General features: G+C 43.7%; 25 protein-coding genes. 17 read left to right on the forward strand and 8 right to left on the reverse strand.

Annotation, left to right across the window (positions count from 1 at the left end; translation table 11 throughout):
• Positions 1 to 39: 39 nt before the first annotated feature.
• The gene (gene carA, locus H9W84_RS02205) at positions 40 to 1233 is read right to left on the reverse strand and encodes a glutamine-hydrolyzing carbamoyl-phosphate synthase small subunit (RefSeq protein WP_239741493.1); all 1194 of its coding nucleotides are present in this window, start codon (positions 1231 to 1233) and stop codon (positions 40 to 42) included.
• A gap of 256 nt (positions 1234 to 1489) precedes the next feature.
• Positions 1490 to 1723: a hypothetical protein gene (locus tag H9W84_RS02210; protein ID WP_101964885.1), complete on the reverse strand. Its 234-nt coding sequence runs from the start codon at positions 1721 to 1723 to the stop codon at positions 1490 to 1492.
• 134 nt (positions 1724 to 1857) lie between these two features.
• Here H9W84_RS02210 and H9W84_RS02215 point away from each other — a divergent pair, with 134 nt between their 5' ends.
• Both H9W84_RS02215 and H9W84_RS02220 read left to right on the forward strand, forming a co-directional pair.
• Positions 1858 to 3129, forward strand: a complete 1272-nt coding sequence (locus H9W84_RS02215; protein WP_239741494.1) for an FAD-dependent monooxygenase — start codon at positions 1858 to 1860, stop codon at positions 3127 to 3129.
• Positions 3126 to 4373, forward strand: coding sequence for an FAD-dependent monooxygenase (locus H9W84_RS02220; RefSeq protein WP_239741495.1), 1248 nt, complete (start codon positions 3126 to 3128; stop codon positions 4371 to 4373). The genes H9W84_RS02215 and H9W84_RS02220 overlap by 4 nt, the downstream gene beginning before the upstream one ends.
• Positions 4374 to 4447: 74 nt before the next feature.
• On the opposite strand, the gene H9W84_RS02225 is transcribed toward H9W84_RS02220, so the two are convergent.
• Positions 4448 to 5662, reverse strand: a complete 1215-nt coding sequence (locus tag H9W84_RS02225; protein ID WP_239741496.1) for an OmpA family protein — start codon at positions 5660 to 5662, stop codon at positions 4448 to 4450.
• Between the two features lie 518 nt (positions 5663 to 6180).
• Here H9W84_RS02225 and H9W84_RS02230 point away from each other — a divergent pair.
• From H9W84_RS02230 to purE, 4 genes are all read left to right on the forward strand, one after another.
• The gene (locus H9W84_RS02230; RefSeq protein WP_060995078.1) at positions 6181 to 6810 is read left to right on the forward strand and encodes a rhomboid family intramembrane serine protease; all 630 of its coding nucleotides are present in this window, start codon (positions 6181 to 6183) and stop codon (positions 6808 to 6810) included.
• A gap of 143 nt (positions 6811 to 6953) precedes the next feature.
• Entirely contained in the window at positions 6954 to 7889 is a 936-nt protein-coding gene (locus H9W84_RS02235) for a metallophosphoesterase (RefSeq protein WP_239741497.1), read from the forward strand.
• A gap of 98 nt (positions 7890 to 7987) precedes the next feature.
• A complete protein-coding gene (locus tag H9W84_RS02240) occupies positions 7988 to 8902 on the forward strand; it encodes a bestrophin family protein (protein WP_239741498.1) in 915 nt (304 codons plus the stop codon).
• Positions 8903 to 9022: 120 nt separating this feature from the next.
• Positions 9023 to 9580 (forward strand): 5-(carboxyamino)imidazole ribonucleotide mutase, encoded by a 558-nt coding sequence (gene purE, locus H9W84_RS02245; protein ID WP_095356172.1) that lies wholly within the window; start codon positions 9023 to 9025, stop codon positions 9578 to 9580.
• A 40-nt stretch (positions 9581 to 9620) separates the two neighbouring features.
• Here purE and H9W84_RS02250 read toward each other — a convergent pair whose 3' ends face one another.
• Together H9W84_RS02250 and H9W84_RS02255 are read right to left on the reverse strand one after the other, a co-directional pair.
• Positions 9621 to 10283 carry a DUF3226 domain-containing protein gene (locus H9W84_RS02250; RefSeq protein ID WP_060995081.1) on the reverse strand — a complete coding sequence of 221 codons (663 nt, stop codon included), beginning with the start codon at positions 10281 to 10283 and terminating at the stop codon, positions 9621 to 9623.
• Positions 10283 to 11356: an AAA family ATPase gene (locus H9W84_RS02255; protein ID WP_050325498.1), complete on the reverse strand. Its 1074-nt coding sequence runs from the start codon at positions 11354 to 11356 to the stop codon at positions 10283 to 10285. The genes H9W84_RS02250 and H9W84_RS02255 overlap by 1 nt, the downstream gene beginning before the upstream one ends.
• Before the next feature lie 151 nt (positions 11357 to 11507).
• Between H9W84_RS02255 and H9W84_RS02260 the strand changes: the two genes are divergently transcribed.
• The 4 genes from H9W84_RS02260 to H9W84_RS02275 all read left to right on the forward strand — a co-directional run bounded on the left by H9W84_RS02260 (position 11508) and on the right by H9W84_RS02275 (position 16309).
• Positions 11508 to 14573, forward strand: coding sequence for a valine--tRNA ligase (locus H9W84_RS02260; protein ID WP_239741499.1), 3066 nt, complete (start codon positions 11508 to 11510; stop codon positions 14571 to 14573).
• Between the two features lie 71 nt (positions 14574 to 14644).
• Positions 14645 to 15397 carry a hypothetical protein gene (locus H9W84_RS02265; protein ID WP_099807589.1) on the forward strand — a complete coding sequence of 251 codons (753 nt, stop codon included), beginning with the start codon at positions 14645 to 14647 and terminating at the stop codon, positions 15395 to 15397.
• A gap of 171 nt (positions 15398 to 15568) precedes the next feature.
• Positions 15569 to 16024, forward strand: coding sequence for a hypothetical protein (locus H9W84_RS02270; RefSeq protein ID WP_157819353.1), 456 nt, complete (start codon positions 15569 to 15571; stop codon positions 16022 to 16024).
• 30 nt (positions 16025 to 16054) lie between these two features.
• Complete coding sequence (locus tag H9W84_RS02275) at positions 16055 to 16309, forward strand: hypothetical protein (protein WP_099807591.1); 255 nt, start codon at positions 16055 to 16057, stop codon at positions 16307 to 16309.
• 59 nt (positions 16310 to 16368) lie between these two features.
• Here the strand turns inward: H9W84_RS02275 and H9W84_RS02280 are convergent, their stop codons facing one another.
• Together H9W84_RS02280 and polA are read right to left on the reverse strand one after the other, a co-directional pair.
• The gene (locus tag H9W84_RS02280; RefSeq protein WP_099807592.1) at positions 16369 to 16599 is read right to left on the reverse strand and encodes a hypothetical protein; all 231 of its coding nucleotides are present in this window, start codon (positions 16597 to 16599) and stop codon (positions 16369 to 16371) included.
• A gap of 83 nt (positions 16600 to 16682) precedes the next feature.
• A complete protein-coding gene (polA, locus tag H9W84_RS02285; RefSeq protein ID WP_239741500.1) occupies positions 16683 to 19529 on the reverse strand; it encodes a DNA polymerase I in 2847 nt (948 codons plus the stop codon).
• Positions 19530 to 19919: 390 nt separating this feature from the next.
• Between polA and H9W84_RS02290 the strand changes: the two genes are divergently transcribed.
• Positions 19920 to 20699, forward strand: a complete 780-nt coding sequence (locus tag H9W84_RS02290) for a thioesterase family protein (RefSeq protein ID WP_409418191.1) — start codon at positions 19920 to 19922, stop codon at positions 20697 to 20699.
• 22 nt (positions 20700 to 20721) lie between these two features.
• Complete coding sequence (locus tag H9W84_RS02295) at positions 20722 to 21375, forward strand: methyltransferase domain-containing protein (RefSeq protein ID WP_239741501.1); 654 nt, start codon at positions 20722 to 20724, stop codon at positions 21373 to 21375.
• Positions 21376 to 21620: 245 nt separating this feature from the next.
• Here the strand turns inward: H9W84_RS02295 and H9W84_RS02300 are convergent, their stop codons facing one another.
• Entirely contained in the window at positions 21621 to 21908 is a 288-nt protein-coding gene (locus H9W84_RS02300; protein WP_239741502.1) for a glutaredoxin family protein, read from the reverse strand.
• A 129-nt stretch (positions 21909 to 22037) separates the two neighbouring features.
• On the opposite strand from H9W84_RS02300, the gene mtgA reads away from it, so the two are divergent.
• The 5 genes from mtgA (at position 22038) to H9W84_RS02325 (ending at position 26403) form a co-directional block, all read left to right on the forward strand.
• Positions 22038 to 22778, forward strand: coding sequence for a monofunctional biosynthetic peptidoglycan transglycosylase (mtgA, locus tag H9W84_RS02305; RefSeq protein ID WP_275579744.1), 741 nt, complete (start codon positions 22038 to 22040; stop codon positions 22776 to 22778).
• 75 nt (positions 22779 to 22853) lie between these two features.
• Positions 22854 to 25052, forward strand: a complete 2199-nt coding sequence (gene ppk1, locus H9W84_RS02310; protein ID WP_239741504.1) for a polyphosphate kinase 1 — start codon at positions 22854 to 22856, stop codon at positions 25050 to 25052.
• Between the two features lie 351 nt (positions 25053 to 25403).
• Positions 25404 to 25607: a hypothetical protein gene (locus H9W84_RS02315; protein WP_076774916.1), complete on the forward strand. Its 204-nt coding sequence runs from the start codon at positions 25404 to 25406 to the stop codon at positions 25605 to 25607.
• Positions 25608 to 25734: 127 nt separating this feature from the next.
• On the forward strand, positions 25735 to 26085 hold the full coding sequence (locus H9W84_RS02320; RefSeq protein WP_096488495.1) for a hypothetical protein: 351 nt from the start codon (positions 25735 to 25737) through the stop codon (positions 26083 to 26085).
• 63 nt (positions 26086 to 26148) lie between these two features.
• Positions 26149 to 26403, forward strand: coding sequence for a hypothetical protein (locus H9W84_RS02325; protein WP_007116118.1), 255 nt, complete (start codon positions 26149 to 26151; stop codon positions 26401 to 26403).
• Positions 26404 to 26478: the final 75 nt, after the last annotated feature.

The following is a 26478-nucleotide window of genomic DNA, read 5'->3' on the forward strand; positions in this document are numbered from 1 at the left end:
ATTTTATCTTTAAAAAAGTGCAAATGATGCACTTTAAAATTAACCTTTCGCTTTTGCCATCATATCCGCAAATTTATCAAACAATGGCGCACAGTCATGGGGTCCTGGGCTTGCCTCTGGATGTCCTTGAAAACTAAACGCAGGCTTATCGGTCAGCTCAATGCCTTGATTTGAGCCATCAAACAACGAGCGATGCGTCACTTTAATGTTGCTTGGCAGGGTGGCTTCATCCACCGCAAAACCGTGGTTTTGTGAGGTAATCATCACCGTACCTTGCTCGATATCTTGCACAGGGTGGTTGGCACCATGGTGACCAAATTTCATTTTCAAGGTTTGCGCGCCGCTAGCCAGTGCCAATAGCTGATGACCTAGACAAATCCCAAACAGCGGAATATCAGTCTCGGTGATGATGTGTTTGATGGCATCAATGGCGTAATCACATGGGGCAGGGTCGCCAGGACCATTGGATAAGAAAATACCGTCTGGGTTATGTTTGAGTACCTCGCTGATAGGCGTTTGGGCAGGAACAACGGTGACATGACAGCCGAGGTCAACGAGCATGCGCAAGATGTTGGTTTTGACGCCAAAGTCATACGCCACGATGTTAAATTTTTGCTCGATGTCAGTGCCCAATTCTTTAAAGCGACCACAAGTTGGGCTCACTTCTGGACTCACCAATTGCCATGAGCCTTGCGTCCAGGTAAAACCCGCTTGGTCACAGCAGACTTTCGCCAAGTCCATGCCTTTGATACCGGCAAAGCTTTTGGCAAGTTCGATTGCTTTGGCTTCATCGAGCTGACCGTCACTATCGGCAGTCATGATACAACCGTTTTGTGCGCCTTTTTCACGTAGTAGGCGAGTAAGTTTTCGGGTGTCGATATCAGCGATGGCAACGGTGTTATGGTTAATCAGATACTCGCTTAGTGATTGGCTTGAGCGAAAGTTACTGGTCGCCATGGTCAAATCACGGATAATCAATCCATTTGCCCACACTTTATGGATGCGACCTGACTCTGTGTCTTCATCGTTGGTGCCAGTGTTACCGATATGCGGATAGGTTAACGTGACGATTTGCTGGGCATAGCTTGGGTCGGTCAAGATTTCTTGGTAACCTGTCATCGCTGTATTAAACACGACTTCACCAACGGTATGTCCGCTAGCACCGATGCTGCGACCATAAAAAACCGTACCATCTGCCAATGCCAAAATTGCTTTTGCGTAATTCGTGTTCACCTAGTGCCTCCGCTCGTATCCTGTGTTCTACCCATGTGTGCGACGGTATACGATGCCCAGTCAATGCACATACCGTAAAAAGTATCGCCCACAAAAAAGCGAGAAGACATTGATTTTAAAGAAAATAGCTAACTGGTTTTAATGCGTTACCAGTCTGTGCCATTAACTTTATCATGCCAACTCGCTAAGGTTTGATTTTGCCTATTTTAACAGAACATCACAAAAAAAGGTAGCCAAAATTTTTGTCGAAATCAGTCTAAAAAGTACGTAAACTTGGTTGAAACAAACCGACCACAAACCAAATCGTTTCAATAATCCAAATGATCAGTACATACAAGCGGATTTGCTCGGCGGTCCAATCTAGCGAAAACCAGCCAATTAGCCACCACGATTGCCAACCTTCTAGCCATTTTGCGCCATTTCCCAGCAGCACCCAACCATAAAATATACTGCTAAGCAAAAACAGCAACAACCACTGCAGCACTGGCATTTTGCTTATTCCTTCAACATTTGCTTTATGGATTTTACCCAATTGCCGCCACAAAGCGCGTAAGGATTTGTGCTAAACTGGTAAAAAATTCTGATAAGGTGCGCTTTAACCGCCCTTTAAAAAAGAGAACAATCATGAATATTCTTACCCCTCAAACTGTGGTGATTATCGGCGGCGGCAATGTTGGTTTATCCTTTGCTTTACTGCTTGCCGACAAAGGCATCTCAAGCACGCTACTAGAAAAAGCCAATTATCCGACCATTAGCCCTGATGATGACTTAGGCCGTGAGCAATTTGACAGCCGTAACATCGCGCTGTCACGCCGTACGGTACAAATTTATCGTGGTATCACCTTTAATGGCAAAGCGCTATGGGATGATTTGCAAAGCCATGCCTGCCGCATCGATGAAGTTAGTATCAGTGAAGAAGGTAGTTTTGGTAAAGCCACCCTCAATAAACACGCTGAAGGGGTGGAAAGTTTTGGACAAGTAATGGAAAACGCATGGCTTGGCAAAAAATTACTGCTCGCCGTGCAAAACAATCCGCTGATAACCTTGCTAGACGGTGCCACCTTGACAGATATACAACAGACGGCAACCGATGTCACCATTCGCTTTGACCAAGCCCACCAAGCTCGCCAAACTTTAACGGCTGATTTATTGGTGGCTTGTGATGGACAAAATTCCCCATCTCGCAAACTACTGGGCATTGGCGCAACTGCGCACGACTATCACCAAGTAGGTGTTGTGGGCGTGGTCATGACGGACAAACCGCACCAGCATCAAGCGATTGAACGCTTTAATAAAATGGGCGCAGTTGCCGTGTTGCCTTTAGTTGATGCGTTTGATATCGGTCAAGGGGATGGACGACAAGCGCAGCAAGGCTACCGCCGCTCTGTGGTGTGGGTGTGCCCAAAAGGCGAAGAACAGCGCTATTTGGATGACGACCAATACTTTCTTGACACCATTCAACAAGCCTTTGGCAACCTAGCAGGCAAGTTTGTCAAAGCGGGTAAACGCGGCGCGTATCCACTGGTGAAAATATTGGCAGATAGTCAAGTCAAAGGTCGCTGCGTCATCATGGGCAATGCCGCCCATACCTTGCACCCTGTGGCAGGACAAGGCTTTAACCTATGTATGCGCGATGCTGATACGCTCGCCAAAATGCTGGCACAGCAAGTGATGCGCGGCGAAGATATTGGCGATAGTCGCATGCTACAAACTTACGCCAAACGCCGTAAAGCTGACCAAAAACGGGTAGAAATTTTCTGCGATACGGTGGTGTATGGTTTTATGCACCAAAATCCCTTGCTCAAAATCGCGCGTAACGTCGGACTCATTGCTTTTGATAAAGTGCCATTTGTGAAACCAGCTGTGGCTACCTTTGCGATGGGGCTGAAATCATGAAAAACACTACATTAATCATCGGCGGTGGTGTTGTTGGCGCGACATTGGCGTTAAAGCTCGCCCAAGCGCGCCACCCTGTCACCTTAATCGATGCTCGCCCAAAACTTTTAGCAGCCGATTGGCGCGACAAACTCACCCAGCGTGATGCTCGTGTCTATGCGCTAAGTGTTGCCAGTATCAACCTACTCAAAGAGGTTGGTGCATGGCAGCGTATCGAACAAAGCAAACGCAAAGCCGACTATACCCAAATGCAGGTATGGCAGACCAATGGCGTGGGCGAGCTAAATTTTGGTGATGCTCAAATACCGCAATTATTGGGTAGTATGGTTGAGCCCTTTATCATCGAAAAAGCGCTGTATGACGGTTTTGACGATGAGCGTCTTGTCCATCAAGGTCAATCCTATTTGCACCATATTGCAGGGCATAAGGTCACTGATATTGCTTGGCAAGGTGAAGATTTGGGGTATCAAGTTAGCTTAGATAATGGCACCACGCATCAAGGTAAGCTATTAATCGGTGCTGATGGGCGCGGCTCTATGGTACGCCAAGCGGCAGGGATTGGGTTAGATACTTTGGCGTATCAGCAAACGGCAATCTGCTGCGCCATCAAAACCGAGCAGCCACACAAGGCGACAGCCAGACAAGTGTTTTTGCCGACAGGGCCTTTGGCACTTTTACCGCTGGCAGATGTGACGGCTGACGATCAGGCAAATCCGCAACATTGGCAATCGGTGGTATGGACATTGCCGACCAATGCGGCACTTGATTTACTCACACTCACGCCAAAAGAGCTTGCCAAAGAACTCGCCTTTGCCAGTGGCTATGCCTTAGGGGATATCACTGAGATTGAATCAATCGCCAGTTTCCCACTGGGTGCCCAACATGCCAAAAATTATGTCAAAGCCAACTTGGCGTTGCTTGGCGATGCCGCACATGGGGTGCATCCTTTGGCGGGACAAGGGTTAAACTTGGGTATGCTCGATATTATTGCCTTAAGCGATATTTTACAAAAAGATTACCAGCGTTCAGGCAACAAGCTATGGGCAAGTTTCGCCACCTTACAGCATTATGAGCGTCAACGCTACGCTAATAACGCGATGATGATGCACAGTTTTTCAGGGATTAATTGGATTTTTGCTACACAGTTGCGTCCGATTCAGCAGTTACGCAGTGAAGGCGTGAGCATGGTTAGCAAAATCACACCCTTGATGAAATTCTTTACCCAAAAAGCCAGTGGCATCTAAAAATTTTTAACAGCAAAAAAATCCTCGATAACTTATCGAGGATTTTTAACGATGAATCAACCGTGAAAGGTGGTTTAATTCGCTGGGCTTGCAACGGTTGTAACGGTTGTGGTACCGGTTGCAGGAATTGCATTGTCATCAACAATGTATGCATCGACACGGCGGCCTTCTTGGTCTTTACCTGCAGCACCTGTCGTGTCTTGTGGTTTGATCAATTCAAGTTGTGATTGTGGCACACCATTAGCTACTAAGAATGATCTAACCGCTTGGGCACGCTCTTTTGCTAATTTTTCATTGGCAGCGGCATTACCCGTGCTGTCTGTATAACCACTGATACCGATTTTTTTACCTTGTTTAGCGGCTTCAAGGATATCATTGGCTTTTTCTTTGGCATTACCAGCAACTTGTGCTTTACCCGTAGCAAAGTAGAAGCTTAAGCGACCATTTTCAAATACCACTGAAGGCTCAGTGCTAGAGATAGTTGTCGCAGTGGTTTCAGTGGTCGTCATCGTTGTGCCAGAAGCCATTGGCATACTTGCAACAGCGGTATCAGTAGCGGACGCCACAGCTAGGGCTGAGGTATCTGTTGCACTTGCCGCAGAGACTTCAGTCGTGGTAGTGGTTGTCGTTGTTGACGCAGTGGTAGAAGCCACAACTGGCGTCGCGACTGGCTCAGTTTTGTTACATGATTTTAACAATGCCCAAGCAAGTGCGCCTAAAATTAATAAACCAATGATTGGCAGTAACATTTTCATCAAGCCACCTTCATCGCGTTTAGGCGTAGCAACCAAATGCTCCTCTGTACGAGTGGTCGTTTGGACAGTAGGCGTGGTGGCTGCATGCGCAGGCGACAAATTCAACATGGTCAAAATGCCCGCTGGGATAAATGCATATGCCCAAGCAGGAATCACAGAAGCCACAGACGCAATATTGTTTGATAAGAAAGTATTGAGCGGTGTCGTACCTGCAAGTGAGCGTAATTCACGCAGTACCAGCGGCGCAGCACGGCTTACCAACGAACTAGTTTCTTGCTCTGGTACACTGTAATGACGTGAGAGCTGTTGGACTAGCTCTGTACGGTGGGTAGTATCTGGTAGTACACGGTCAAAAAAGCCATGGTCATCATCAGCGATGGTTGCATTAGCAAAGCTGTTGGAGATGGTACCGTCAGCAAGACGGGCAACCATAATAGCGTATAATTTTTCTAATAAAGATGAGCGGTTTTCGTCAGTTGCATTATTTAAAAGAACGGGTGTTACTGTACGGGTTAAATGTTCAATGATATTCATAATTCAATCCTCAAAAAAATAAAGGGTTATCAACCACCATAAAACCAATGTATTATTGTTATATCCAGCACACTAGCCAATAATTCTATTATATGTTTTCAAAAATTATTATTTATGGTTGTTGGGTTTGTTATTGCATTGCTATTTAGTTTACGCTTAACAATACTGAGAAAGACTGCCGCAATTCAACAGATTTTGTTAAGTCTTTTGCAGTATTACTCAAATATAGCTAATAAATTAAAGCAAAATCGGCACGCCTTCAGTTATGTTAAGGTAACTATTGCGTAAATATTGTGTTAAAAATTCAAATCTTCCCCATTTTGGGTAAACTTGGGTAAAGGTGTGTTGCTAAAATTTGAAGGGTTTGTCATTAGTTTCATACGGCAAATTGAACGTTATACTGCAAGGCAGATTTATGTATTACCTATCATCAATAAATTCACATTTGGCTTATTGAGATAATACGCTATCTTTATCATAATCCTACTTATCATTATTTATTGCTATTTTGAGGTGCTATGTCACTTTTTTCTAACCATACTTTATTTATCATTATCATTACGGTGGTTGTCAGTTTATTAGCTTGGCAATCACCCCAACTGATGCAAAGGTTAATTTTTTATCCGCCTGCGGTGAAGCGAGGGCAAGTCGATCGCTTTGTCACCCATGGTTTTATCCATGCCGATGGGATGCACTTATTTTTTAATATGTTTACCCTGTATTCGTTTGGACAAGCGGTGCAGGGATTGTTCATGTCCAAACTCGGCAGTCTAGGATTTGTGCTGTTTTATCTTGCCGCTTTGGTGGTGGCGATTGTGCCAACCTATCTAAAACAAAAGAACAATCCTCGCTATAGCAGTCTAGGCGCATCGGGCGCTGTTTCAGCAGTAATTTTTAGCTATATCTTGATGAATCCGTGGTCGACATTGTTGCTGTTTGTGATTCCTGTACCTGCGATTGTGTTCGCGGTGGCGTATGTGGCGTATAGTGTGTGGGCGGATGGGCAAGGTCGCGGTAGTATCAATCATTCGGCACATTTGGTGGGTGGTATTTTTGGTATGTTAGCCACGATTGCCATTGAGCCCGGTATTGTGGCGCATTTTTTTAACCAATTAATGCACCCAAGATTTTTAGGCTTTGGTGGCTAACATTTGGGGGCAAAAAATTGCGTGGCGCCGCTTGCCTGATTACAGCTTGCCCATTCATAGGTTGTACAGCCACAGGTTGCCTAGTTAACAGTCGCTTGGCTGGTTAACGGTAAAGTCGTAAAAAGCAGTAAAAGGTAAAAAATATGATTTATGATGTGATTGGTGATGTGCATGGTCAGGCAGATAAACTCATTGGGTTACTGACGCAGTTGGGCTATCAACATGATGGTCAGTGTTTTCAAGCGCCTCCTAATCACCAAGCGATTTTTATAGGCGACTTGATTGATAGGGGCAGTCAACAGCTGCAAACCTTATCTATCGTATTTGCGATGATTGACCACGGGCAAGCGCTCGCGATCATGGGTAATCACGAGTATAATGCGTTAGCTTACGCAACACCCGATGCCCGCGATGCAAGCCAATATTTACGACAACATAATGATAAAAATACCTCGCAGCATCAAGCGTTTCTTGATGAAGTAGGGTTTGGTAGTGAGTTGCACCAGTTTTGGCTCAAGCGGTTTTATGAATTACCGCTGTGGCTAGCATTGGATGATGCGTGTTTTGTGCATGCTTGTTGGGACAGTGATGCGATGGCGATGTTAAAGCCGCTGTTAACGATAGACAATCGCTTGACGCCCGTTGCGCTACAAAAAACCAGTGAGGAAGGCACGCCACCTTTTGAGGCACTGGAAAGAGTGCTTAAAGGTGTGGAAGCACCGCTACCTGAAGGCATTCATTTGGTCGATAAAGAAGGTCATCAACGTAAAAATGTACGCGTGCAGTGGTGGCAGCCTAGTTTGTCGTTTCAGCCGATTCACCAGATTGCGCGCGCCAGTCAAGAGGATTTGATTCATATCCCTAAAGATACCTTGACTGCTGAGATTTTGTTTGGGCTTGACCATGATAAACCTATTTTTGTCGGGCATTATTGGCTCAATGGCACGCCTGAGCTGCTTAGTCATCAAGTGGTCTGTGTGGATTATTCTGCTGCCAAAGATGGTTTTTTGACGGCTTATCAATTTGATACCGATCATCCGGCTTTGACCTCAGCGAATTTTATTCAATATCAGCATTAACCCAAAGCTAAACTGGGTATAACATAAATTAAAACATTTGTTTAAAGCTTACGGCTAAAAATGATAGCCAGTGAGCAAACGATTAAGATGAGTTAGGTATGATTCGACGTCCGATTGAGCCGCTAAAGATGCTATTTGTGGTGCAAGGCTCGTATTTTAAACGGCTGATTGTGCCACAAGTTTTGTTGTTTATTTTCTCCTTTTTCATCTATTTTTATCAAACCCATATCGCCACCGAGCCTGTACCGCTCAATCCTTCGGTGTTTGCGATACTCGGTATCTCTCTTGCGATTTTCCACGGGTTTTGTAATAACGCAGCGTATGACAGGTTTTGGGAAGGGCGCAAGCTGTGGGGCACGCTGGTTTGGCTAAGCCGCAATATTGCACGCCAAGTGCTGACACTGCCGAATGTCAGCATGGCGGAAAAACAAGCCTTTATCCGTCATCAAATCGCTTTTGTGCACAGTCTACGCCAACAGCTACGGGCTGAGGATAATACAGCAAATCTGCAGCGGCTATTAACGGTTGAAGAACAGCAAGCCGTGGTTGGGCAAAACTTTATTGCGTTACGCTTGACCCAAATCATGGGGCAGATGCTCGCCAACTGGCAAGCCGAGCAAAAAATCGATGTTTGGCAATGGCAAAGCTTGGATAACACCTTGGGGGAGATTGCCCATATCCAAGCGGGCTGTGAACGCATTAATAACACACCGATTCCCTATGCCTATTTTGTGCTGCTGCATCGTACTGTGTATCTGTATTGCTTTATGCTACCGTTTGGACTGGGCAATGCGATTGGCTGGGTAACGCCATTTGTAGTTAGCTTTGTTGGCTACACCTTTATGGCGCTCAATGAAATCGTCGATGAAATCAGCGAGCCGTTTGGTACGGGGGAAAACGAATTGCCGCTAGGGATGATGTGCGATACGATTGAGACGCAGCTAGCCATGCTCAGTCACCAACAATTTGCTCCTGAACAAAAGCCGCGAGTACCCGCCAATGTGGTGATATAGTTACCTCATAGATTTTGATTTTCAAGGGTAAAAAATCATGCTATATTAAGTTTTAACCGTGCATTTCATGCACGTTTTTTTATTTTAAGTCCGTCAATTTTTTGGCAAAAGGAATTTTCCATGTCAGCAAGTCAGCCAAACGCCCAGACACACCAGCTACCACCTCCCATCCCATCGCCACAAGGTCAAGCCAAAGTGGGTATCATCATGGGTAGTCAATCTGACTGGGAAACCATGCAAAACGCCGCGCAAATGTTAGCGGATTTTGGGGTGCCCTTTGAGTGTGAAGTGGTATCGGCACATCGCACCCCTGATAGATTGTTTGACTATGCCAAAACTGCCAAAGCTCGCGGCCTGTCTGTGATTATCGCAGGGGCAGGCGGCGCGGCGCATCTGCCCGGGATGTGTGCGTCTCAGACAGATTTGCCTGTGCTTGGCGTGCCTGTCAAGTCCTCCATCCTAAGCGGTTGGGACAGTTTGCTATCCATCGTGCAAATGCCCAAAGGGGTGGCGGTGGGTACGCTTGCCATCGGGGCAGCGGGTGCGGCAAATGCAGGGCTACTGGCAGCGCAAATTTTGGCGATTGGTGATAGCACGCTTGCGCAAAAAATCAGTGATTTTCGCGCCAAACAAACCCAAACAATTTTGGATAATCCTGTGCCTGGTAAAATGGATTGATTTTAATAAAAACCGCCCTTTAAAATGGCGGTTTTTTGCTTTATCCAAATGTGGTAATAAGCCAGTTTTTAAAATTTTGGTAGGTAGCGGTGTTTGGGTCAGCTAGTGCCAAGGCTTTTGATAAATCTTGGGTGGGTTTTGATTGGGTGGCAAGCCATGTATAAATCCGTGCTTTATCCAGTGATGTGGTAGGATTTTTAAAATGGCTTGTTCCAAGGCTATGGATAAAGTTTTCGATTTGTCCAAAATGATTTTGTTCATTCGTTGGCATCGTCATTTTTATCCAAGTTTCGAGATAGCCTTCATCTTGATTATTTGGCATTAGCCAAACGCCAATTGGGTTATCGTAATCTAAATTTTCAAAATAAATACCTAATTCATCATTTTGTTGTGGGAATTGATAAAATCCTAATGGGTTTAATCGCTCGCTAATTTGCCGTAGATTTTGGGTTTTAATATCGGTTTTATCAGTAAAATCCATGTCAACCAAAATACCAATATGGCTTACTTGTCCTGTTTCTAAAAGTTTTACTAACCTTGGCAGCTGTTGCAATACTGCTTGTTTTGTCGTGTAGGCGGTTGGCTCAAGGTCTTGGGGTGTTGCTACGTCAATGTTTAATTGAAGGTTTAGATTTTCATGACGCAAAAAAGTTTGGATAAATAATTTATCTGATTCTGCTTCAACAATAAGGTGCTTTATCATTATCTAACCTCAATATTCATTTTGGTTAGATTGTATAAGTCATCTTCATCAAATACGGTAGCGATAAGTTTGCCTTTATCAGATTTGCGGACGCTGTGACCCATGCGAAATAATACGCCTTCCATGTCGGTGCGGTCTTTGGCGACTTGGGAAAAACTTTCGATACAGTCCCAACTGTGGGTAGTGGCAAATACTTGGATGTTAAAGCGGTGGGCGAGTTCAAAGATAAGTTCCCAAACTTTGGGCTGAACGCTGTAATGTAGTCCGTTTTCAAATTCATCTATTAAAAGGATACTATTTTTTGACTTTGGAATTTCTAAAATAATCTGTAATAGTCTGAAAATTCCATCACCCATTTGATGTAATGGTATTCTTGTTTCAATATTTTTAAGTCTAACAAATGGTATTCTTGTTTCAGAATCCACCAAACTTAGAAAAGCCAAGTTAGTTATATCGCTATCAATCAACTTAAGCATTTCCAAAACTAAATTTTCATCATCTGTTAATGCAATTTTATCCCATGAAGAAGCAAACAAATTTAAGTCAATGTTATTAGTAGTGATATAACCAAAATTAAAAGCTTTCTTTTTCATATGATGTGAATTTTCGGACATATCCATAAATAAAGCTCTATTACTCATAGCTTTGACTTCAAAGTTCATAAAATTTCTATCATCAATAAAATAGGTAAATGAATATCCTCTTTCTCTATCTATGTCCAAATTATTATTTTTACCATTCTTAACATAACCAAAAGTTAAATAATGGCTTTGATTTCCAATATAAGTCCAATTCAAAAAAGGGTTCTCATTAGATTTACTTATGATATTTTCAATTGAAAATACCTTAGATTCTGTGTCTTTTGTATTTAGATGACGATATACATTTCTATTATTTGAAATAAATAGCATTACTTCAGGATTAAACCCACTTGCTAACAAAGCTAAGGCTTCAAGAACGGTACTTTTCCCCGAATTATTTTTTCCCACAATCAAATTCACATGACCCAATTTCTCAATTGTCACATCTTCCAAAATCCGAAAGTTCTTAATCTTTAGAGATTCTAAGTGCATAACGCAAACCTTACGAGTTATTAACCCATTTATTATTTTATCAACCGCTATCTTACCCACAAAATACTCTACAATCTAGGCAATTTACGGTAAAATCCGTTAATTACCTTTTTGACATTCCTTTCTTTTTTATTGCAAAAGTTGACCATCTATGAGCACGCAACATCAAATCGCCCAAGCCTTAACGTCTTTAGAAAACGCTTACAACCCAAGCGACGTCGAAAACGGCATGTACCAAGTGTGGGAAGACAAAGGCTACTTTCAGCCAAGCTATGATAAACAACAATCGTTTTCTATTGCCCTGCCACCGCCGAATGTCACAGGCTCACTGCACATGGGGCACGGCTTTAACAATGCCATCATGGACACGCTCACCCGCTATCACCGAATGCTGGGCGAAAATACCCTCTGGCAACCAGGTACCGACCACGCAGGGATTGCCACGCAAATGGTTGTTGAGCGTCAATTGAACGCCCAAGGCATCAAACGCCATGATTTAGGTCGTGAAAAATTCCTTGAAAAGATTTGGGAGTGGAAAGCCGAGAGTGGTGGCAACATCACCCGCCAAATCCGCCGTCTAGGTAGCTCGGTGGACTGGAGCCGTGAGCGTTTTACCATGGATGATGGCTTGTCCAATGCCGTCAAAGAAGTGTTCGTGCGTCTGTACGAAGATGGACTGATTTATCGCGGTAAACGTCTAGTCAACTGGGATGTTAAATTACAAACAGCTTTATCAGATTTGGAAGTTGAAAAAACTGATGAGAAAGGATTTTTATGGCATTTTAGATATTATTTTTCTAATGAAAATGCTAAAACTAAAGATGGGAAAAACTATCTTGTTGTAGCAACTACAAGACCAGAAACAATGTTTGGTGACATTGCAGTTGCTGTTAATCCTAAAGATGAAAGATATAGTGATTTAATTGGGCAAACATTAAAGTTACCAATTACAGGAAGATTAATTCCAGTTATTGCCGATGACTATGTGGAATCAGACTTTGGAACAGGTTGTGTAAAAATTACTCCTGCTCATGATTTTAATGATTATGAGGTTTGGAAACGTCATAAAGATTCTGGCGTATTTATTATTAGAGAAAATGAACTTGCAGATGATGGCTTGATTAATATCTTTGATAGTTATGCAAACTTATTGTCTAATCCGATGTTTGATTTAGAACAATCAAGTCAAAGAAATAGTCAATCGCATAGACCTGATGAATTTGAATCCAAAGAAATAAATGGGGTAAAAACTAATTTTACTCAACATGGATATAATGGTTATGACTGTATTGCAGAAGAATACAGGGGATTATATCGGTTCGATGCAAGAAAAAAATTAGTTGAGCAAGCTGAAAAAGAAGGGTGGCTTGATAAAGTTGAAGATTATACTATCAAAGCTCATAGAGGTGACCGCAGTGGTGAAATCGTTGAGCCGTGGCTCACTGACCAATGGTATGTGTCCATCGAAAAACTGGCAAAACCTGCCATCGAGGCGGTGGAAGACGGGCGCACCGAGTTCGTCCCTGCCCAATATAAAAATATGTATATGGCGTGGATGCGCGATATCCAAGACTGGTGTATCAGCCGTCAGCTTTGGTGGGGACACCGTATCCCTGCGTGGTACGATGACGAGGGCAATATCTACGTCGGGCGTGATGAAGCGGAAGTCCGCCAAAAATACCACCTTGCTGATAGCCTAGCGCTGCGCCAAGATAGTGATGTACTAGACACTTGGTTTAGCTCGGCATTGTGGACGTTTAGCACCCTGGATTGGACAGGTGAGCTAAACTTTGACGACTACAGCCAAGCACTCAAAACCTTCCACCCAACCAGCGTGTTGGTCACAGGTTTTGATATCATTTTCTTCTGGGTTGCCCGTATGATGATGATGACCCTATACTTTATCAAAGACAAAGACGGCAACCCGCAAGTGCCGTTTAAGACGGTGTATGTGCATGGCTTGGTGCGTGATGGACAAGGGCAAAAAATGTCCAAATCCAAAGGCAACGTACTTGACCCGATTGACCTGATTGACGGCATTGATTTAGAAACCCTAGTCGCCAAACGCACCACAGGTCTCATGAACCCCAAAGACGCGCAAAAAATTGAAAAAGCCACGCGCAAAGAATTTGCCGACGGTATCCCTGCGTTTGGCACGGACGCGCTGCGCTTTACTTTTACCTCCTTGGCAAGTACGGGACGTGACATCAATTTTGACCTCAAGCGCATTGAAGGCAACCGCAATTTTTGTAATAAAATTTGGAACGCCACCCGTTTTGTGCTGATGAACTGTGTCGATAAAGAAGGCAATGCGCTAAACATCGACAAAACTGCCAATACTGAGTTGTGGGAATTGCCAGAGCAGTGGATTATGAGCCGTCTAAACTCCACGGTGAAAGCCATCCATGAGCACATGAGCCAGTACCGTTTTGACTTGGTGAGCCAAGATATTTATGAGTTTATCTGGAATGAATACTGCGACTGGTATGTCGAGCTTGCCAAATCGAGCCTAAACGATGAGTCGGTGAGTGCCGAGCGTAAAGCCCAAATCCGCTATGTGCTGCTCAACTGTCTTGAAGTCGCCATGCGCTTTACCCATCCGATTATGCCGTATATCACCGAGAGCATTTGGCAAACCATTGCCCCTATCATCGATAAAAAAGCGACTGACAGTATCATGACGGCTGCCTTCCCAACAGCGGATGACAGCCTAATCAGCCTACAGACCGAGCATGACATGACGTGGCTACAAGCGCTGATTGGGGCGATTCGTAACATCCGCGGTGAAATGAAGCTTGGCAATGCGGTGCGTCTGCCTGTGCTACTTGATAACATCAGCGATGAGGAAACCGCCCGTCTTAGCCGTATTGAAAATCAGTTCAAATCGCTTGCCAAAGTCGATACGCTGACTATTGTGAATGCGGGTGACGGCTCTGATAAAGAGTTACCGTTGTCGTCATCGAGTATGGTCGGGCAGTTAAAAGTGCTCGTGCCGATGAAAGGCTTGATTGACCCAACGGCGGAGCTTAATCGCCTTGCCAAAGCGCAAGAAAAGCTTACTAAACAAGCAGAAAGTCTGCGTAGTAAGCTTTCTAATGAAAGTTTTGTGAGCAAAGCGCCTGCCAATGTGGTGGAAAGCGAGAAAGCGAAACTAGCTGAGATGGATAGCCAACTTGCCGAAATGCATAAACAAATTGAGCAGTTAAGAAGTTTGTAATTTAAGTCTATTTGAAAAAATTAGGCATAATTGAGTCTTGTTATGCCTTTTTTTGCAATTAAGGTAAAGTTATGAATGTCTATCTACCACTATTTAATATTTTTGAAGAAAACCTTGTTTTACAAAAATATAGGAATGCCACACAAGATGAAATAAGGCAATCAAATTACGATTTAAACTTAGTTACTCGTGGTATTCCAATTTATCAAATTATTTTAGAAAACCATTTGCAATCTGCTATGTATATGGCGAATAAAGGTGAAGATAATCAATTGGAATTTGCCATTGATGACATAATTGAAAAAAGTAAAGTTTTCAAGGTATGGCGAAGTTATATGCCATCTAAAATACCCCAATTTTTATGGAATTATCAAAATCGGTATGCTCGTTGTAATGTTTTTAATGTTGATAAAGAAATTAATAACATTGGTATTAAATTAAGTGTAGGGCAGACTCTAATTCATGGTGGTTATTGGTATAATCATTCAACTGACACAATAATTACTGATAGACCTTTATCTACAACTTTTTGTCCGCAAGTAGCCTTACGTAATGCTGAGTGGTGTGGTAAAGCTTATGATAATGAAAGAATAGATATAATGGTTTTAAGAGTTTTAAGCCCAAGAACGAATGTTTATGTATTTAAACAGAAAGGAACTGATAAAGGACATGAAAAAGAAGTAGTTTTTGCTTCTGGTGCCAAATTGACCAAAGTAAAGGAGCATTACATTACCCATAGAACAGCTTACAAATCTGATAATAACAGCCAGCAACTGTTAGAAAAGTTAGTACCAATTTATGTTTTGGAAGTTAATATTTCTTAAAACGCAAAGTAGGATAAATAAATCTTTACCTTTGAAATTAGAAGCGAGAATTTAATTCGATTTATTTAAACATAGTATTTTATGAAAGAGATATAAAAATTGCTCATACTAAAAGGCATTCACGCTACAACCGCATACCATGCGAAAAATATCAATAAAAATGGATTTATTGTGCCACAAGAAAATTCTGGTAAAGCGGGCAGTGGATTATATTTTTGGAACTATGAAAGTAATCGAAAAAACGCTTTAGAATTATCAAAACAATGGTGGGATTTTGCTTTAAATAAAGCCAATATATACGACAGAAAGCAAGATTGTTCATTAGTACAATTTGATTGCGAAATACATATTCCTGAAGAAGAATTACTAGATTTTGTGGGAGATATCGCGTTATATGAAGCGTTTTTAGACGCTTATCCAATCGGTTTATATGATGAAGCCACTTATGGTGCAAAGTTGGACGATTTTATTAACATATTAGAACGAGTATCGAATCAACAATTCACTGTTTGTCGCATGAATTTATCAGTACCAAATTTAAGAAAAGTACCGTTTGCAAATGCCTTTCCTGCGTTCATTATCAAAAAGCCTATTGATATTTTTATCAAAGAATGTCTTAATAGTTAAATCAATTGGCATAAATTACAGGATATCATGATGATTAATCAAGAAATCTTAAATGCCGTTGTTCAAGAGATTAAATCGACACCAGCAGATGAGTTAGAAAGACGACTTCAACAGTCAGAACAATCTGCTTTTGCTCAATCAATTAATGAACTTTCGGCATTTTCAAGCTCAACTCCAACCGCCAAAAAGCCAAAACGTTTAGCTTTGCGTACCTTTTCGGTATATCGAGCAGAAGCGTTAAATCGTCGAAATAGAGTAAAGCACCGTTTAAGTTTTAGTAGATAATTTGTAACGTAATAAAAAACCCACAAAATCTGTGGGTTTTCATATGAACTTTAAAAAACTTATTTAAAAAGGCGAATGTCTTCCAAAGTTGGAAAATCCTGCCACGCTCCTGCTAGTTCTTGCACGTCAGACGACCAGTGAGAATTGACTTTATTAGGCTGATTAAACATACCAACACGTTGTTTGATTAGCTTATCAAGCCAACTAGTAGACGACAAGTTTTCCGCTTTGGCTTGGTGCAAAACTTGCTCAAGTACCTCATCATCAAGGGTTAAAACAATTTGCGCCATGTCTCTCTCCTTATTCGCTTTTCTCAAAGTATAACTGACAAATTCGGATTGAGCCAATCGGTTTACTCAACTACTAATAAAGCTTAATGCGCCTCATCCCAATTATCACCAATGCCCACTTCAACCACAAGCGGCACCGCAAAATCCACATCCCAGCCTTTATCTTTGGCTGTCTTAGATAGCACCTCTTGCATGGCGTTTTTTATCAACTCGGCAATCGCCTCGGCTTTATCCTCATCCGCTTCAAACACCAGCTCATCATGCACCTGTAATAGCATTTTGGCATGGTCTTGGGGCAATACCTCATTCACCGCAATCATGGCAAGTTTGATGATATCGGCAGCACTGCCCTGTAGTGGCGCATTAATCGCCGCGCGTTCTGCCGCTTGGCGCACGCCGCGGTTGGGGTGCTGCATATCGGGGGTAAATAGCTTACGCCCCAAAATCGTGGTGATATAGCCTTGATTTTGGGCAGCCGTGCGGGTGGCTTGCATATAGGCACGTACCGTAGGGTAGCGGGCAAAGTACAGCTTGATATAGTCTTGCGCTTGCTGGCGAGTAAAGCCCAACTGCTTGGCAAGCCCAAATTCACTCATGCCGTAGAGTAGCCCAAAGTTGACCGCTTTGGCTTGGCGGCGTTCTTCGCTCGTCACATCATCAAACGCCTTGCCCAAAATCTCAGCGGCGGTGGCGCGGTGAATGTCATGCCCTTCCTGAAACGCGCGGATTAGCACAGGATCATTGGCAAAGTGTGCCATCAGCCGAAGCTCGATTTGCGAATAGTCGGCTGATAGCACTTTGCGACCTTTGGGGGCAATAAACGCGCCACGAATGAGCCGCCCAGTATCGGTGCGAATCGGGATGTTTTGCAAATTCGGCTCAGTCGATGACAACCGTCCTGTGGTCGTCAACGCTTGATGATAACTGGTATGTACACGGTCGTTGCTGTCCGCCACGTTTGCCAACGCGTCTGTGTAGGTGCTTTTAAGCTTGGACAGACTGCGATGCTCAAGCACGGTTTCAATCAGCGGATGGTCGATGGTGGCAAGCACCGCTTCACTGGTGGAGTATTGCCCTGTTTTGGTTTTTTTACCGCCTGCAATGCCTAAGCGGTCAAACAGCACTTCACCCAACTGCTTTGGACTGGCAAGGTTAAAGGTTTCGCCCGCTTGCGTAAAGGCGACTGTTTCAAGTGCTTGGATTTTTTCATCAAAGCGCGCGGATAGTTCTCCCAAAAACGCTTTATTGAGCAAAATCCCATCATGCTCCATTTGGCACAGGATTTGGGCAACAGGGATTTCTAGTTCATGGAGCAGCTTGGCGTTGTTCGGTTCGGCTTTGAGTTTTTCGCTAAACAGTTCAAATAACTGATAGGTGATATCAGCGTCTTCACAGGCGTAGTCACTTGCCACGTTTAAAGGGACTTTGTCAAAGGTGATTTGCTTGGCGCCTTTGCCTGCCACATCTTCAAAGGTGATGGTTTGGGTATGTAGATAGTGACGTGCCAAGTCGTCCATACCGTGACGGGTAGCAACGGCGTTAATCACATAGCTGGCAAGCATGGTATCCATTGCCCAGTTGCTCGGCTCGTTGATTAAGTCGATATCATAATTTGCCAAAATATGCGCGTCGTATTTTAAGTGCTGACCGATTTTGCCGATTTGTGGATTTTGCAAAATCGGTTTTAACTGGGCTAAAACATCGTCGCGGGCAAGTTGTTCAATCCGATTGCCCATCTCATCAACGTGGGCAACAGGCACATAATAGGCTTCATGCGATTGCAGCGCAAACGACAAGCCGACAAGCTCGGCATGTTGCCAATTCACATCGGTGGTTTCGGTATCAATGACAAAATGCTTTGATGCGCCAAGGCGTTGGATTAACGTATCAAAATCGGCTTGGCTGGTGACAGTGTGCCACTGCTTGTTGGCAGGGTTTTTGCTATCTTGGCTCGCTTTAATCGCTTCCACCACAGCATTTTGAGCAGACTCAGCGGCTTTAAAATTGCCGTTATTGGATGGGTGAAACGGATGATTGAGCGACGCTATTTCGCTTTTAAATTCTAATTCGGTAAAAATTGCGCGTTTTTCTTCTATGTTAAAACTTGGGTCAGTCGGTAGTCGCAAAGTCTCCCAGTCAGGCACGATATCAAGGTCGGTGATAATGGTCGCCAAGCGTTTATCCAGCGCAATGCTGTCGGTGCTTTGCAAAAAGGTTTGTTGTTGCTTGCCTTTTAATTGGTCGACATTGGTAAGGATATTGTCAATGCTGTCGTATTGCTCAAGCAGTTTTTGCGCGGTTTTTGCGCCGATGCCTGCGACACCCTTGATACCATCCGACGCGTCGCCCATGAGGGTGAGATAGTCGATGATTTGACGGGGCTCAACGCCAAATTTTTCTTTGACCCCTGCGATGTCGTAACGCTTGTCATCAAAGCTGTTTTCCACGATGACGCAAGGATTGACCAGTTGGCACATATCTTTGTCGCCTGTGGAGATGATGACATGATGACCTTCTAGGCAAGCACGGTGGGCGAGTGTACCGATGATGTCGTCAGCCTCTACGCCTTCAATGGCGAGGAGGGGTATGCCCATCGCTTGTATCATCTTGTGAATATAAGGGATTTGCTCGGCAAGTTCGGCGGGCATTTCTGGGCGGTCGCCTTTATAAATGGGGGAAAGCTTGTGGCGAAAGGTGGGCGCTTTGGTATCAAACGCTACCGCCATGTGGGTTGGGCGGTATTTTTCCATCAGTTTTTTGAGGGCGTTGAGCGTGCCGCGGATGGAGTTGGTGTGCAAGCCTTGGGTGGTTTGCATGGTGACAGGTAAGGCGTGAAAATTGCGGAACATATAATACGAGCCGTCCACCAAGATAAACGGCGGCTTGTCGGTGTTGATGTGATCGGTATCAAGTAGGGCAGTTGCAGTCATAGGATTACTTATCTTTATGTTGTTAAAATATGCTGTCAAAATACAGGCTAGTATCAAAATATAAGACAGTGTCAAAATACAGAAAAAATTTTATATTATCCGCGTATTATACTGGCTTTTTGCGGCTAATCGTTAAGCATTTCAAACTCATTTATTGGCAGAAGCTGGATAGATGTTGGCGGATGCCAATCGGGTGTATGCTAAGCAAGTTCGAAGTTTGGCGAGTCGTCATGGCGGGAACTTTGCAAAAATTCCACCAATAGCCGATAGCCAATGTGCTACAATTTTTTAGCAATTTTAGGCGGTTTACCAATTTTTAGGCACAACCAATTTTTAAGCAAAAAAGGGAACTTTATGGGCAATACCTATTACACACTGCTTGACCGCACCATGACCGATGATATCACCACATCAAACTACCGCTGCAATATCCACTGCCAAGGCGCATGGAATGACAACGAACAACACATGGCGGCAGCGACCGGACTGTTGGCTTACGAGCTTGAACAATTCAAACCGCGCAGTGATATGCGTATCGGGCGCATCAGTCTGGATATTTTTGGGCTGATTCATTTTGGCGATGTTAGCGTGACCACCCACATCATCCGTCCGGGTCGCACTATCGAACTGATCGAAACCACCATGGCGGCCAATGGCAAAACCTGTATCGTTGCCCGCGCGTGGCGTATGCAAACCAGCGACACATCAGAGATTGCTGGGCTGGAAGATGAGCGAATCGGTCATCCAGAAAGCTATCCGAACTGGGACGGCATGAAGCATTGGGGTGGTGGCTATATCGACAGTATTTATCTTAAAGCTGACCCCGACAACCGCCAAGGCGACGGCATCGTGTGGATCAATACCGATATCGACATGGTCGAAGAAAACGGTCAAGTACCGCCCACATCCGACTTTGTGCATTTGATGGGTATGGTCGATACCGCCAATGGCGTGGTACCGCGTATTCACCAACCCAATACCATTGAATGGTTTTTCCCCAATTTAGATTTGCAAATCCATCTGCACCGTATGCCCGTTGGGCGTTGGCTGGGGCTTGAGACCGTGCAACAATTTGGGGGCGATGGCGTAGGTCTGACCAGTAGCGTGCTGCATGACGCACACGGCGCATTTGGTCGAAGCGAGCAAATTTTAACCATTCGAAAAGCCTAAAAAACTATCAGGAGCAGCAATCATGGAAGATAACAACACGCTAACTGAACACTCGGTCAACGACGCCGAATTTTGGCAAAAACGCTATGATAATGGCTATACTGGGTGGGACATCGGTAAAATTTCGCCACCCCTGCAAGCCTATATCGAGCATTTACTCGACAACGGCGTGAGTAAATCGGTGCAGATTTTAATCCCTGGGGCGGGCAACGCCTACGAAGCAGGCTATCTTCACGAACAAGGTTTTAGCCATGTTTATGTGGTGGATTTTGCCAATCTCCCTTTGGATAATTTTGCCAAGCGCTATCCCAGTTTTCCCAAAACGCACTTGCTACAAGCGGATTTTTTTGGCTTAGACCCTGCGCAGTATCAGTTTGATTATATTATTGAGCAGACGTTTTTTTGCGCGATTGACCCCAGTAGACGCAGCGATTATGCCAAGCAAATGCAAAAGCTCCTCAAACCCACGGGTAAATTGGTGGGCTTGTTGCTAGATAAGCATTTTGAAAGCAATCCACCGTTTGGTGGCGACAAGCAAGAATATGAAACATTGTTTCAGCAGTTTTTCACCATTGATAAACTGGCGCCTTGCTATAATTCAATTAAGCCTAGACAGGGTAGCGAATTATTTTTTATCCTAAGCCAAAAGAAGGTAGAGAACGCACGTGTCCTCTAAGGTTTATACTACTAATCGTTAAACTACTAATCATTACCTTACCATTTCTTTGACGATGAAGCAGGTGGGAAAGAAACCGTGTTTTGAATTGCGGAAAATTAATGGCTTTGAGCGCATCCTGACCTCAGCGCGCGTCACTGCCCAAGAAAATCCGCAGCTAGGGGCATGGCGCTGATGATAAAAAAATTTGCCAAGACATAATGAATTAAATTTTTAATATTATGCCAATAATCTATATTGGCTTTTCAGCTTAACGCCATAATATCCATGATGGAAAAAGGATAATATAACGTCTTGTTAGCGGTGACCAACACAGGTATTTTATCAGCAAATTCCAGCATCTCTTGTTCTGGTAACTCGGCAATATCAATCGACTGCCAGCGTATATCGGCAACGGCTTGTGCTTGCAGCAATAAGCTTTCAGCGATTTCACACAGATGACAGCCCACTGTGCCATATAATCGCCAAGTAGTTGGGTCAACCATAATGTAATCGTGCGGATTTGTCATGTTTTGCGCGTCGAAGTCGGACATATTCTGCCTTAGCATATAGCCAAAAATGCCATAATACGTTATATTTTTAGCTTAAGCCATCGCTGCTTTTGCCCCCGCCGCTAGGAATACACCGTGACCAAACTCGCTACCAAGAAACCTGCTACCAAAATGTCGATAAAGCCCAAAACTGTCAACACAGCTTTACCACCCACCAACCGCGGTATCGGGTTTGAGGGGTGGTTTAAGCGTATTTTGCTTATCGTTATTGCCTGCTTTGTTGCGTTTCATGTAATAGTTGCAGCCTTATTGGTTGTTTGGAAAACCCAGCCTATCAACAACAGCATGTTCATGATACTGTATCGCTTGGGCAATTTTGCCCCTGTCAGTCAGACCTGGGTGGATGATAATCAAATTTCGGTGAATGTAAAACGGGCGGCGATTGCCAGCGAAGATGCCAACTTTGTCAATCACGCTGGCTTTGATGTGCAGGGCATTGAGAATGCGATTAAGAAAAATGAAAAAGCGGGGGCTATCAGCGCGGGCGGCTCAACCATTAGCCAACAGCTTGCCAAGAATTTATTTTTATACCCCAATCGCTCGTATTTTCGCAAAGGCGAAGAAGCGTTAATTACCTTGATGATTGAAAACATGTGGACCAAAGAGCGGATTTTGCTTGCTTATCTCAATGTCGCAGAGTTTGGCAAAGGCGTCTATGGCATTGAAGCAGCCGCTCAGCACTACTACCATAAGTCGGCAGCGCATTTGACAAAGCGACAAGCCGCATCTTTGATTGCTATGCTACCTAATCCCAAATATTTTGAAGACAACCGTAATGACCGCCGTCTGCTTAACAAAACCCAAATCATTCTACGGCGCATGGGTGCGGCAGATTTGCCTGACACTGAGTAGTCAAAAAACGCATCTATCGCTAAGCGGTTAAAACATTACACTGTTAAAAATGATTTTTTATAGAAGGACTGTGCTATGCCAAACACTGCCAAACACGACCAAACTAGCGAAGAGTATGAACCACAAATCAATCCGATACTAGGATTTAACAGCATTTGCTACCCAAACGTGTTTGAATACCAACAAAACGATAATGAGCTGTACTTTAATCGTGAATTGTCACTGTTACAGTTTCATCAGCGGGTACTCGCCCAAGCCACCAATCCCCGCCACCCACTGCTTGAACGACTGTTTTTCTTGATCATTTTTTCATCCAATTTAGATGAATTCTTTGAAATCCGTGTCGCAGGCTTGATGCAAAAAGTACAAATGGGCGATGTGGTGAGCAGTATCGATGGTATGCGTCCCAGTAAGGTTTTGTCATATATCTCTGAAATCGCCCATCATGCGGTGGATAAGCAATACCGCATTTTAAATGATGAAATTCTGCCTGCACTAGCGGAGCAAGACATTCGCTACCTAAAACGTGATGAATTGACCCCAGAGCAAGCCGCCTGGGTAAAAAAATACTTTGCTGAGCAAGTCGCGCCCGTGCTGACGCCGATTAGTATTGACCCTGCACATCCTTTTCCTAGATTGGTCAATAAAAGCTTGAATTTTATGGTGGGCTTAGAGGGCAAAGATGGCTTTGGTCGCGATATTAACATGGCGATTGTCCCTGCACCTCGAAGCTTACCGCGGGTTATTCGCTTACCCAATGAACTGACAGGTGGTAAAGAACATCACATCATGCTCACCGCAGTGATTCATGGGCATATCGAAGACTTATTCCCTGGCATGACGGTCACAGGCTGCCACCAATTTCGTTTGACCCGTAACGCCGATTTAGATTTATCCGATGATGTCGAAGACTTGGCGAAAGCGTTGGAAGGTGAATTGGAAAACCGTCGATTTGGTGCCAAAGTGCGCTTAGAAGTGACCACCTATTGCCCACAACCGATGGTGGATTATCTACTTGATGAGTTTGGTTTAAGCCAAGAGCAACTATACCGTGTCAATGGTCCTGTCAATCTGACGCGTTTGTTGTTTGATTTTAAAATCCCAAATTTGCGTTATCAGTCGTTTAATCATGCCATTCCCAAAGCGTTTCGCCGTGATAGCTTGGATAAAAATGAAAACGTATTTCATGCCATTCGTAAGCAAGATGTATTGGTGCATCACCCGTTTCATTCGTTTTCACCTGTGGTCAACATTTTGCGCCAAGCCGCCAATGACCCCCATGTATTAGCCATCAAACAGACCCTTTATCGCTCAGGGACAAACTCTGAAATTGTCCAAGCGTTGGCTGAAGCTGCGCGTAAAGGCAAAGAAGTCACTGCCGTGATTGAGCTGCGTGCGCGCTTTGATGAAAAATCCAACATTGAAGTAGCAAACTTTCTGCAGCAGGCTGGGGCAGTGGTGGTGTATGGCATCGTAGGCTACAAGACCCACGCCAAGCTGATGATGATTGTGCGCCGTGAGGAAGATAAAATTCGCCGCTATGTGCATTTGGGTACAGGCAACTACCATGCGGGCAATGCCAAAGCTTATACCGACTATGGTCTATTTACCGCCAATGAAGCAATCACCGAAGATGTGCATAAAATATTTAACGAACTCACAGGCATGGGCAAGCCAGCCAAAGTGCAAAAACTACTGCACGCCCCCTTCACCTTGCATGACAGACTCATGGGTTTTATCGACAACGAAATTGCCCATGCCAAAGCAGGCAAAGAGGCGCATATCATTATCAAGGTCAATGCGATGACCGAAAAACTATTGATTGACAAGCTATATGAAGCATCGCAAGCAGGCGTTAAAGTCAATCTGATTATTCGTTCGATGTGTTGTATTCGTCCGCAATTACCCGGCGTATCCGACAACATCACCGTGCGCTCTATCGTTGGGCGTTTTTTGGAGCATACCCGCGTGTATTATTTTGCCAATGGGCATCAAAATCCCAATGCTAATGGCAAACGTACTCACCGTTTATATTGCGCCAGTGCAGACTGGATGGATCGCAATTTATTTAGCCGTGTTGAAGTGGCTTTCCCCATTGAAGACCCCGTCGTCTTCAAACGCATTATGGAAGATTTGCACAATTACCTAAAAGACAATGTCAATGCATGGGAGCTTGATGCCAAAGGTACATGGCGAGCGATTACCCCTCGTGAAGGTGAAGCAGCATTCTCGGCGCAAGATTATTTATTGATCAAAATCACCAGAAAAAGCTAATTTTCCTAATCACGAGTTTTGAGTTAATTGCACCGCTATCTATAGAAGATGGCGGTTTTTTTGTTGATTATTGCGCTGATTTACACGCAGCGTTCAAAATTTACCGAATAGTAATAAATCTGCCAAAATTTCACACAGCTAAACACTTATCACATAGTGATAACAGCTTGTTACGCGAATACTTATCACAAACTGGCTTTATTTGCTACTATCAAACTTATAAAAGCAAAAGTGTGAAAGCGATTGAATTGGCTATTTTTTTACATAAATTTAATCGCGCTCTATTTAAAAGTCTTTGATTAAAATCTTTGACTTGAATTGATACTAATAAAAAACATAAGGAAAATTACCATGTCACAGAATCAAGCACAAAATCAATCACAGAATCAGTCAAGCAACCAAACCGAGATTCAAAAAGCGACAGAAAATGTAGATCCCAGTCAATTATCAGAAAACTTGGATAAACAAAATAGCGTGAAAGGTGAGCCACAAGACTTAGAAAAAAGTGAAAATACCCCTTTTATTGACGGGTCATTGCGTACTGACAACCACTAGAATTTTAATTGTTAGACTTTTGAATACCAAGCTTTTAATCATTCAATTTTGATTGACTAATTTATGCAGATCAACTGATAAAAATAATAACTTATTGAGCGATAACAATTAATTAAAGGAATAAAAAATGCAAAATCAAAATAACGTAGAAATTGTAGACCCAAAAACGGGTGTTGCTGTGACCCCGCAAGCCGTCACAGTAGAAGACAGTGTCACCCACCAATCAGGGGATGGTGTGACTACAGGCATGTCACCCTCAATGGAAACGCCCGATATTTTTGACAATACCCCACAAGCGGCGGTAAAAGTCCAATCCGCAGAAGACGTGGCGAATGGCGAATTATCGGATGAGAATGTGGCACGTATTTCTGATGAAGAAGCGCAGAGATTGCAGCAAACTGCCCAAGCCAATCTTAATGCAGAAAATTCACTGCATACGTTATCAGATGGTAGCGTAGATATTGACCGAGATCACTAATTTTCGATGTGACTAAGTTAGGTCTAAGCATTTTATTGCGTTGATACCCAAAAAGGAATGACCATGAATTCACCAGAAGCACAAACCAAACACGTTAACTTAGGCGATAAGTCTGCCGAGTTCGTCGATCGTCGTAACCAACCGGGACAAGCGTTTGACGATAATGTCAATGAACATACCCTTGGTAGGGACGCGGTTGGTAATGAACAGCTAAAAAGCGATACCATTAACGAGCGCAATCTTTATACTACCCCAGAAAATGCCCAAAAACGCACTATAAATCCTGATGGCTCTATTCCAAGCGTTGGTAGTGAGTGAGAGTAAGTGGCAGTGAGTCAGTTTAAGGATTAAATTCTAATAGCTAACCATAACAGCTAACCATCCACCCCATTT

This window comes from Moraxella tetraodonis (genome assembly GCF_022359095.1).
Classification (GTDB): Bacteria; Pseudomonadota; Gammaproteobacteria; order Pseudomonadales; family Moraxellaceae; genus Faucicola; species Faucicola tetraodonis.

Coding starts and splice junctions, on each gene's coding strand:
- H9W84_RS02210 (WP_101964885.1), bottom strand. CDS start 1,723: ATGCCAGTGCTGCAGTGGTTGTTGCTGTTTTTGCTTAGCAGTATATTT.
- H9W84_RS02215 (WP_239741494.1), top strand. CDS start 1,858: ATGAATATTCTTACCCCTCAAACTGTGGTGATTATCGGCGGCGGCAAT.
- H9W84_RS02220 (WP_239741495.1), top strand. CDS start 3,126: ATGAAAAACACTACATTAATCATCGGCGGTGGTGTTGTTGGCGCGACA.
- H9W84_RS02225 (WP_239741496.1), bottom strand. CDS start 5,662: ATGAATATCATTGAACATTTAACCCGTACAGTAACACCCGTTCTTTTA.
- H9W84_RS02230 (WP_060995078.1), top strand. CDS start 6,181: ATGTCACTTTTTTCTAACCATACTTTATTTATCATTATCATTACGGTG.
- H9W84_RS02235 (WP_239741497.1), top strand. CDS start 6,954: ATGATTTATGATGTGATTGGTGATGTGCATGGTCAGGCAGATAAACTC.
- H9W84_RS02240 (WP_239741498.1), top strand. CDS start 7,988: ATGATTCGACGTCCGATTGAGCCGCTAAAGATGCTATTTGTGGTGCAA.
- purE (WP_095356172.1), top strand. CDS start 9,023: ATGTCAGCAAGTCAGCCAAACGCCCAGACACACCAGCTACCACCTCCC.
- H9W84_RS02250 (WP_060995081.1), bottom strand. CDS start 10,283: ATGATAAAGCACCTTATTGTTGAAGCAGAATCAGATAAATTATTTATC.
- H9W84_RS02255 (WP_050325498.1), bottom strand. CDS start 11,356: ATGCACTTAGAATCTCTAAAGATTAAGAACTTTCGGATTTTGGAAGAT.
- H9W84_RS02260 (WP_239741499.1), top strand. CDS start 11,508: ATGAGCACGCAACATCAAATCGCCCAAGCCTTAACGTCTTTAGAAAAC.
- H9W84_RS02265 (WP_099807589.1), top strand. CDS start 14,645: ATGAATGTCTATCTACCACTATTTAATATTTTTGAAGAAAACCTTGTT.
- H9W84_RS02275 (WP_099807591.1), top strand. CDS start 16,055: ATGATTAATCAAGAAATCTTAAATGCCGTTGTTCAAGAGATTAAATCG.
- H9W84_RS02280 (WP_099807592.1), bottom strand. CDS start 16,599: ATGGCGCAAATTGTTTTAACCCTTGATGATGAGGTACTTGAGCAAGTT.
- polA (WP_239741500.1), bottom strand. CDS start 19,529: ATGACTGCAACTGCCCTACTTGATACCGATCACATCAACACCGACAAG.
- H9W84_RS02290 (WP_409418191.1), top strand. CDS start 19,920: ATGACCGATGATATCACCACATCAAACTACCGCTGCAATATCCACTGC.
- H9W84_RS02295 (WP_239741501.1), top strand. CDS start 20,722: ATGGAAGATAACAACACGCTAACTGAACACTCGGTCAACGACGCCGAA.
- H9W84_RS02300 (WP_239741502.1), bottom strand. CDS start 21,908: ATGTCCGACTTCGACGCGCAAAACATGACAAATCCGCACGATTACATT.
- mtgA (WP_275579744.1), top strand. CDS start 22,038: ATGTCGATAAAGCCCAAAACTGTCAACACAGCTTTACCACCCACCAAC.
- ppk1 (WP_239741504.1), top strand. CDS start 22,854: ATGCCAAACACTGCCAAACACGACCAAACTAGCGAAGAGTATGAACCA.
- H9W84_RS02315 (WP_076774916.1), top strand. CDS start 25,404: ATGTCACAGAATCAAGCACAAAATCAATCACAGAATCAGTCAAGCAAC.
- H9W84_RS02320 (WP_096488495.1), top strand. CDS start 25,735: ATGCAAAATCAAAATAACGTAGAAATTGTAGACCCAAAAACGGGTGTT.
- H9W84_RS02325 (WP_007116118.1), top strand. CDS start 26,149: ATGAATTCACCAGAAGCACAAACCAAACACGTTAACTTAGGCGATAAG.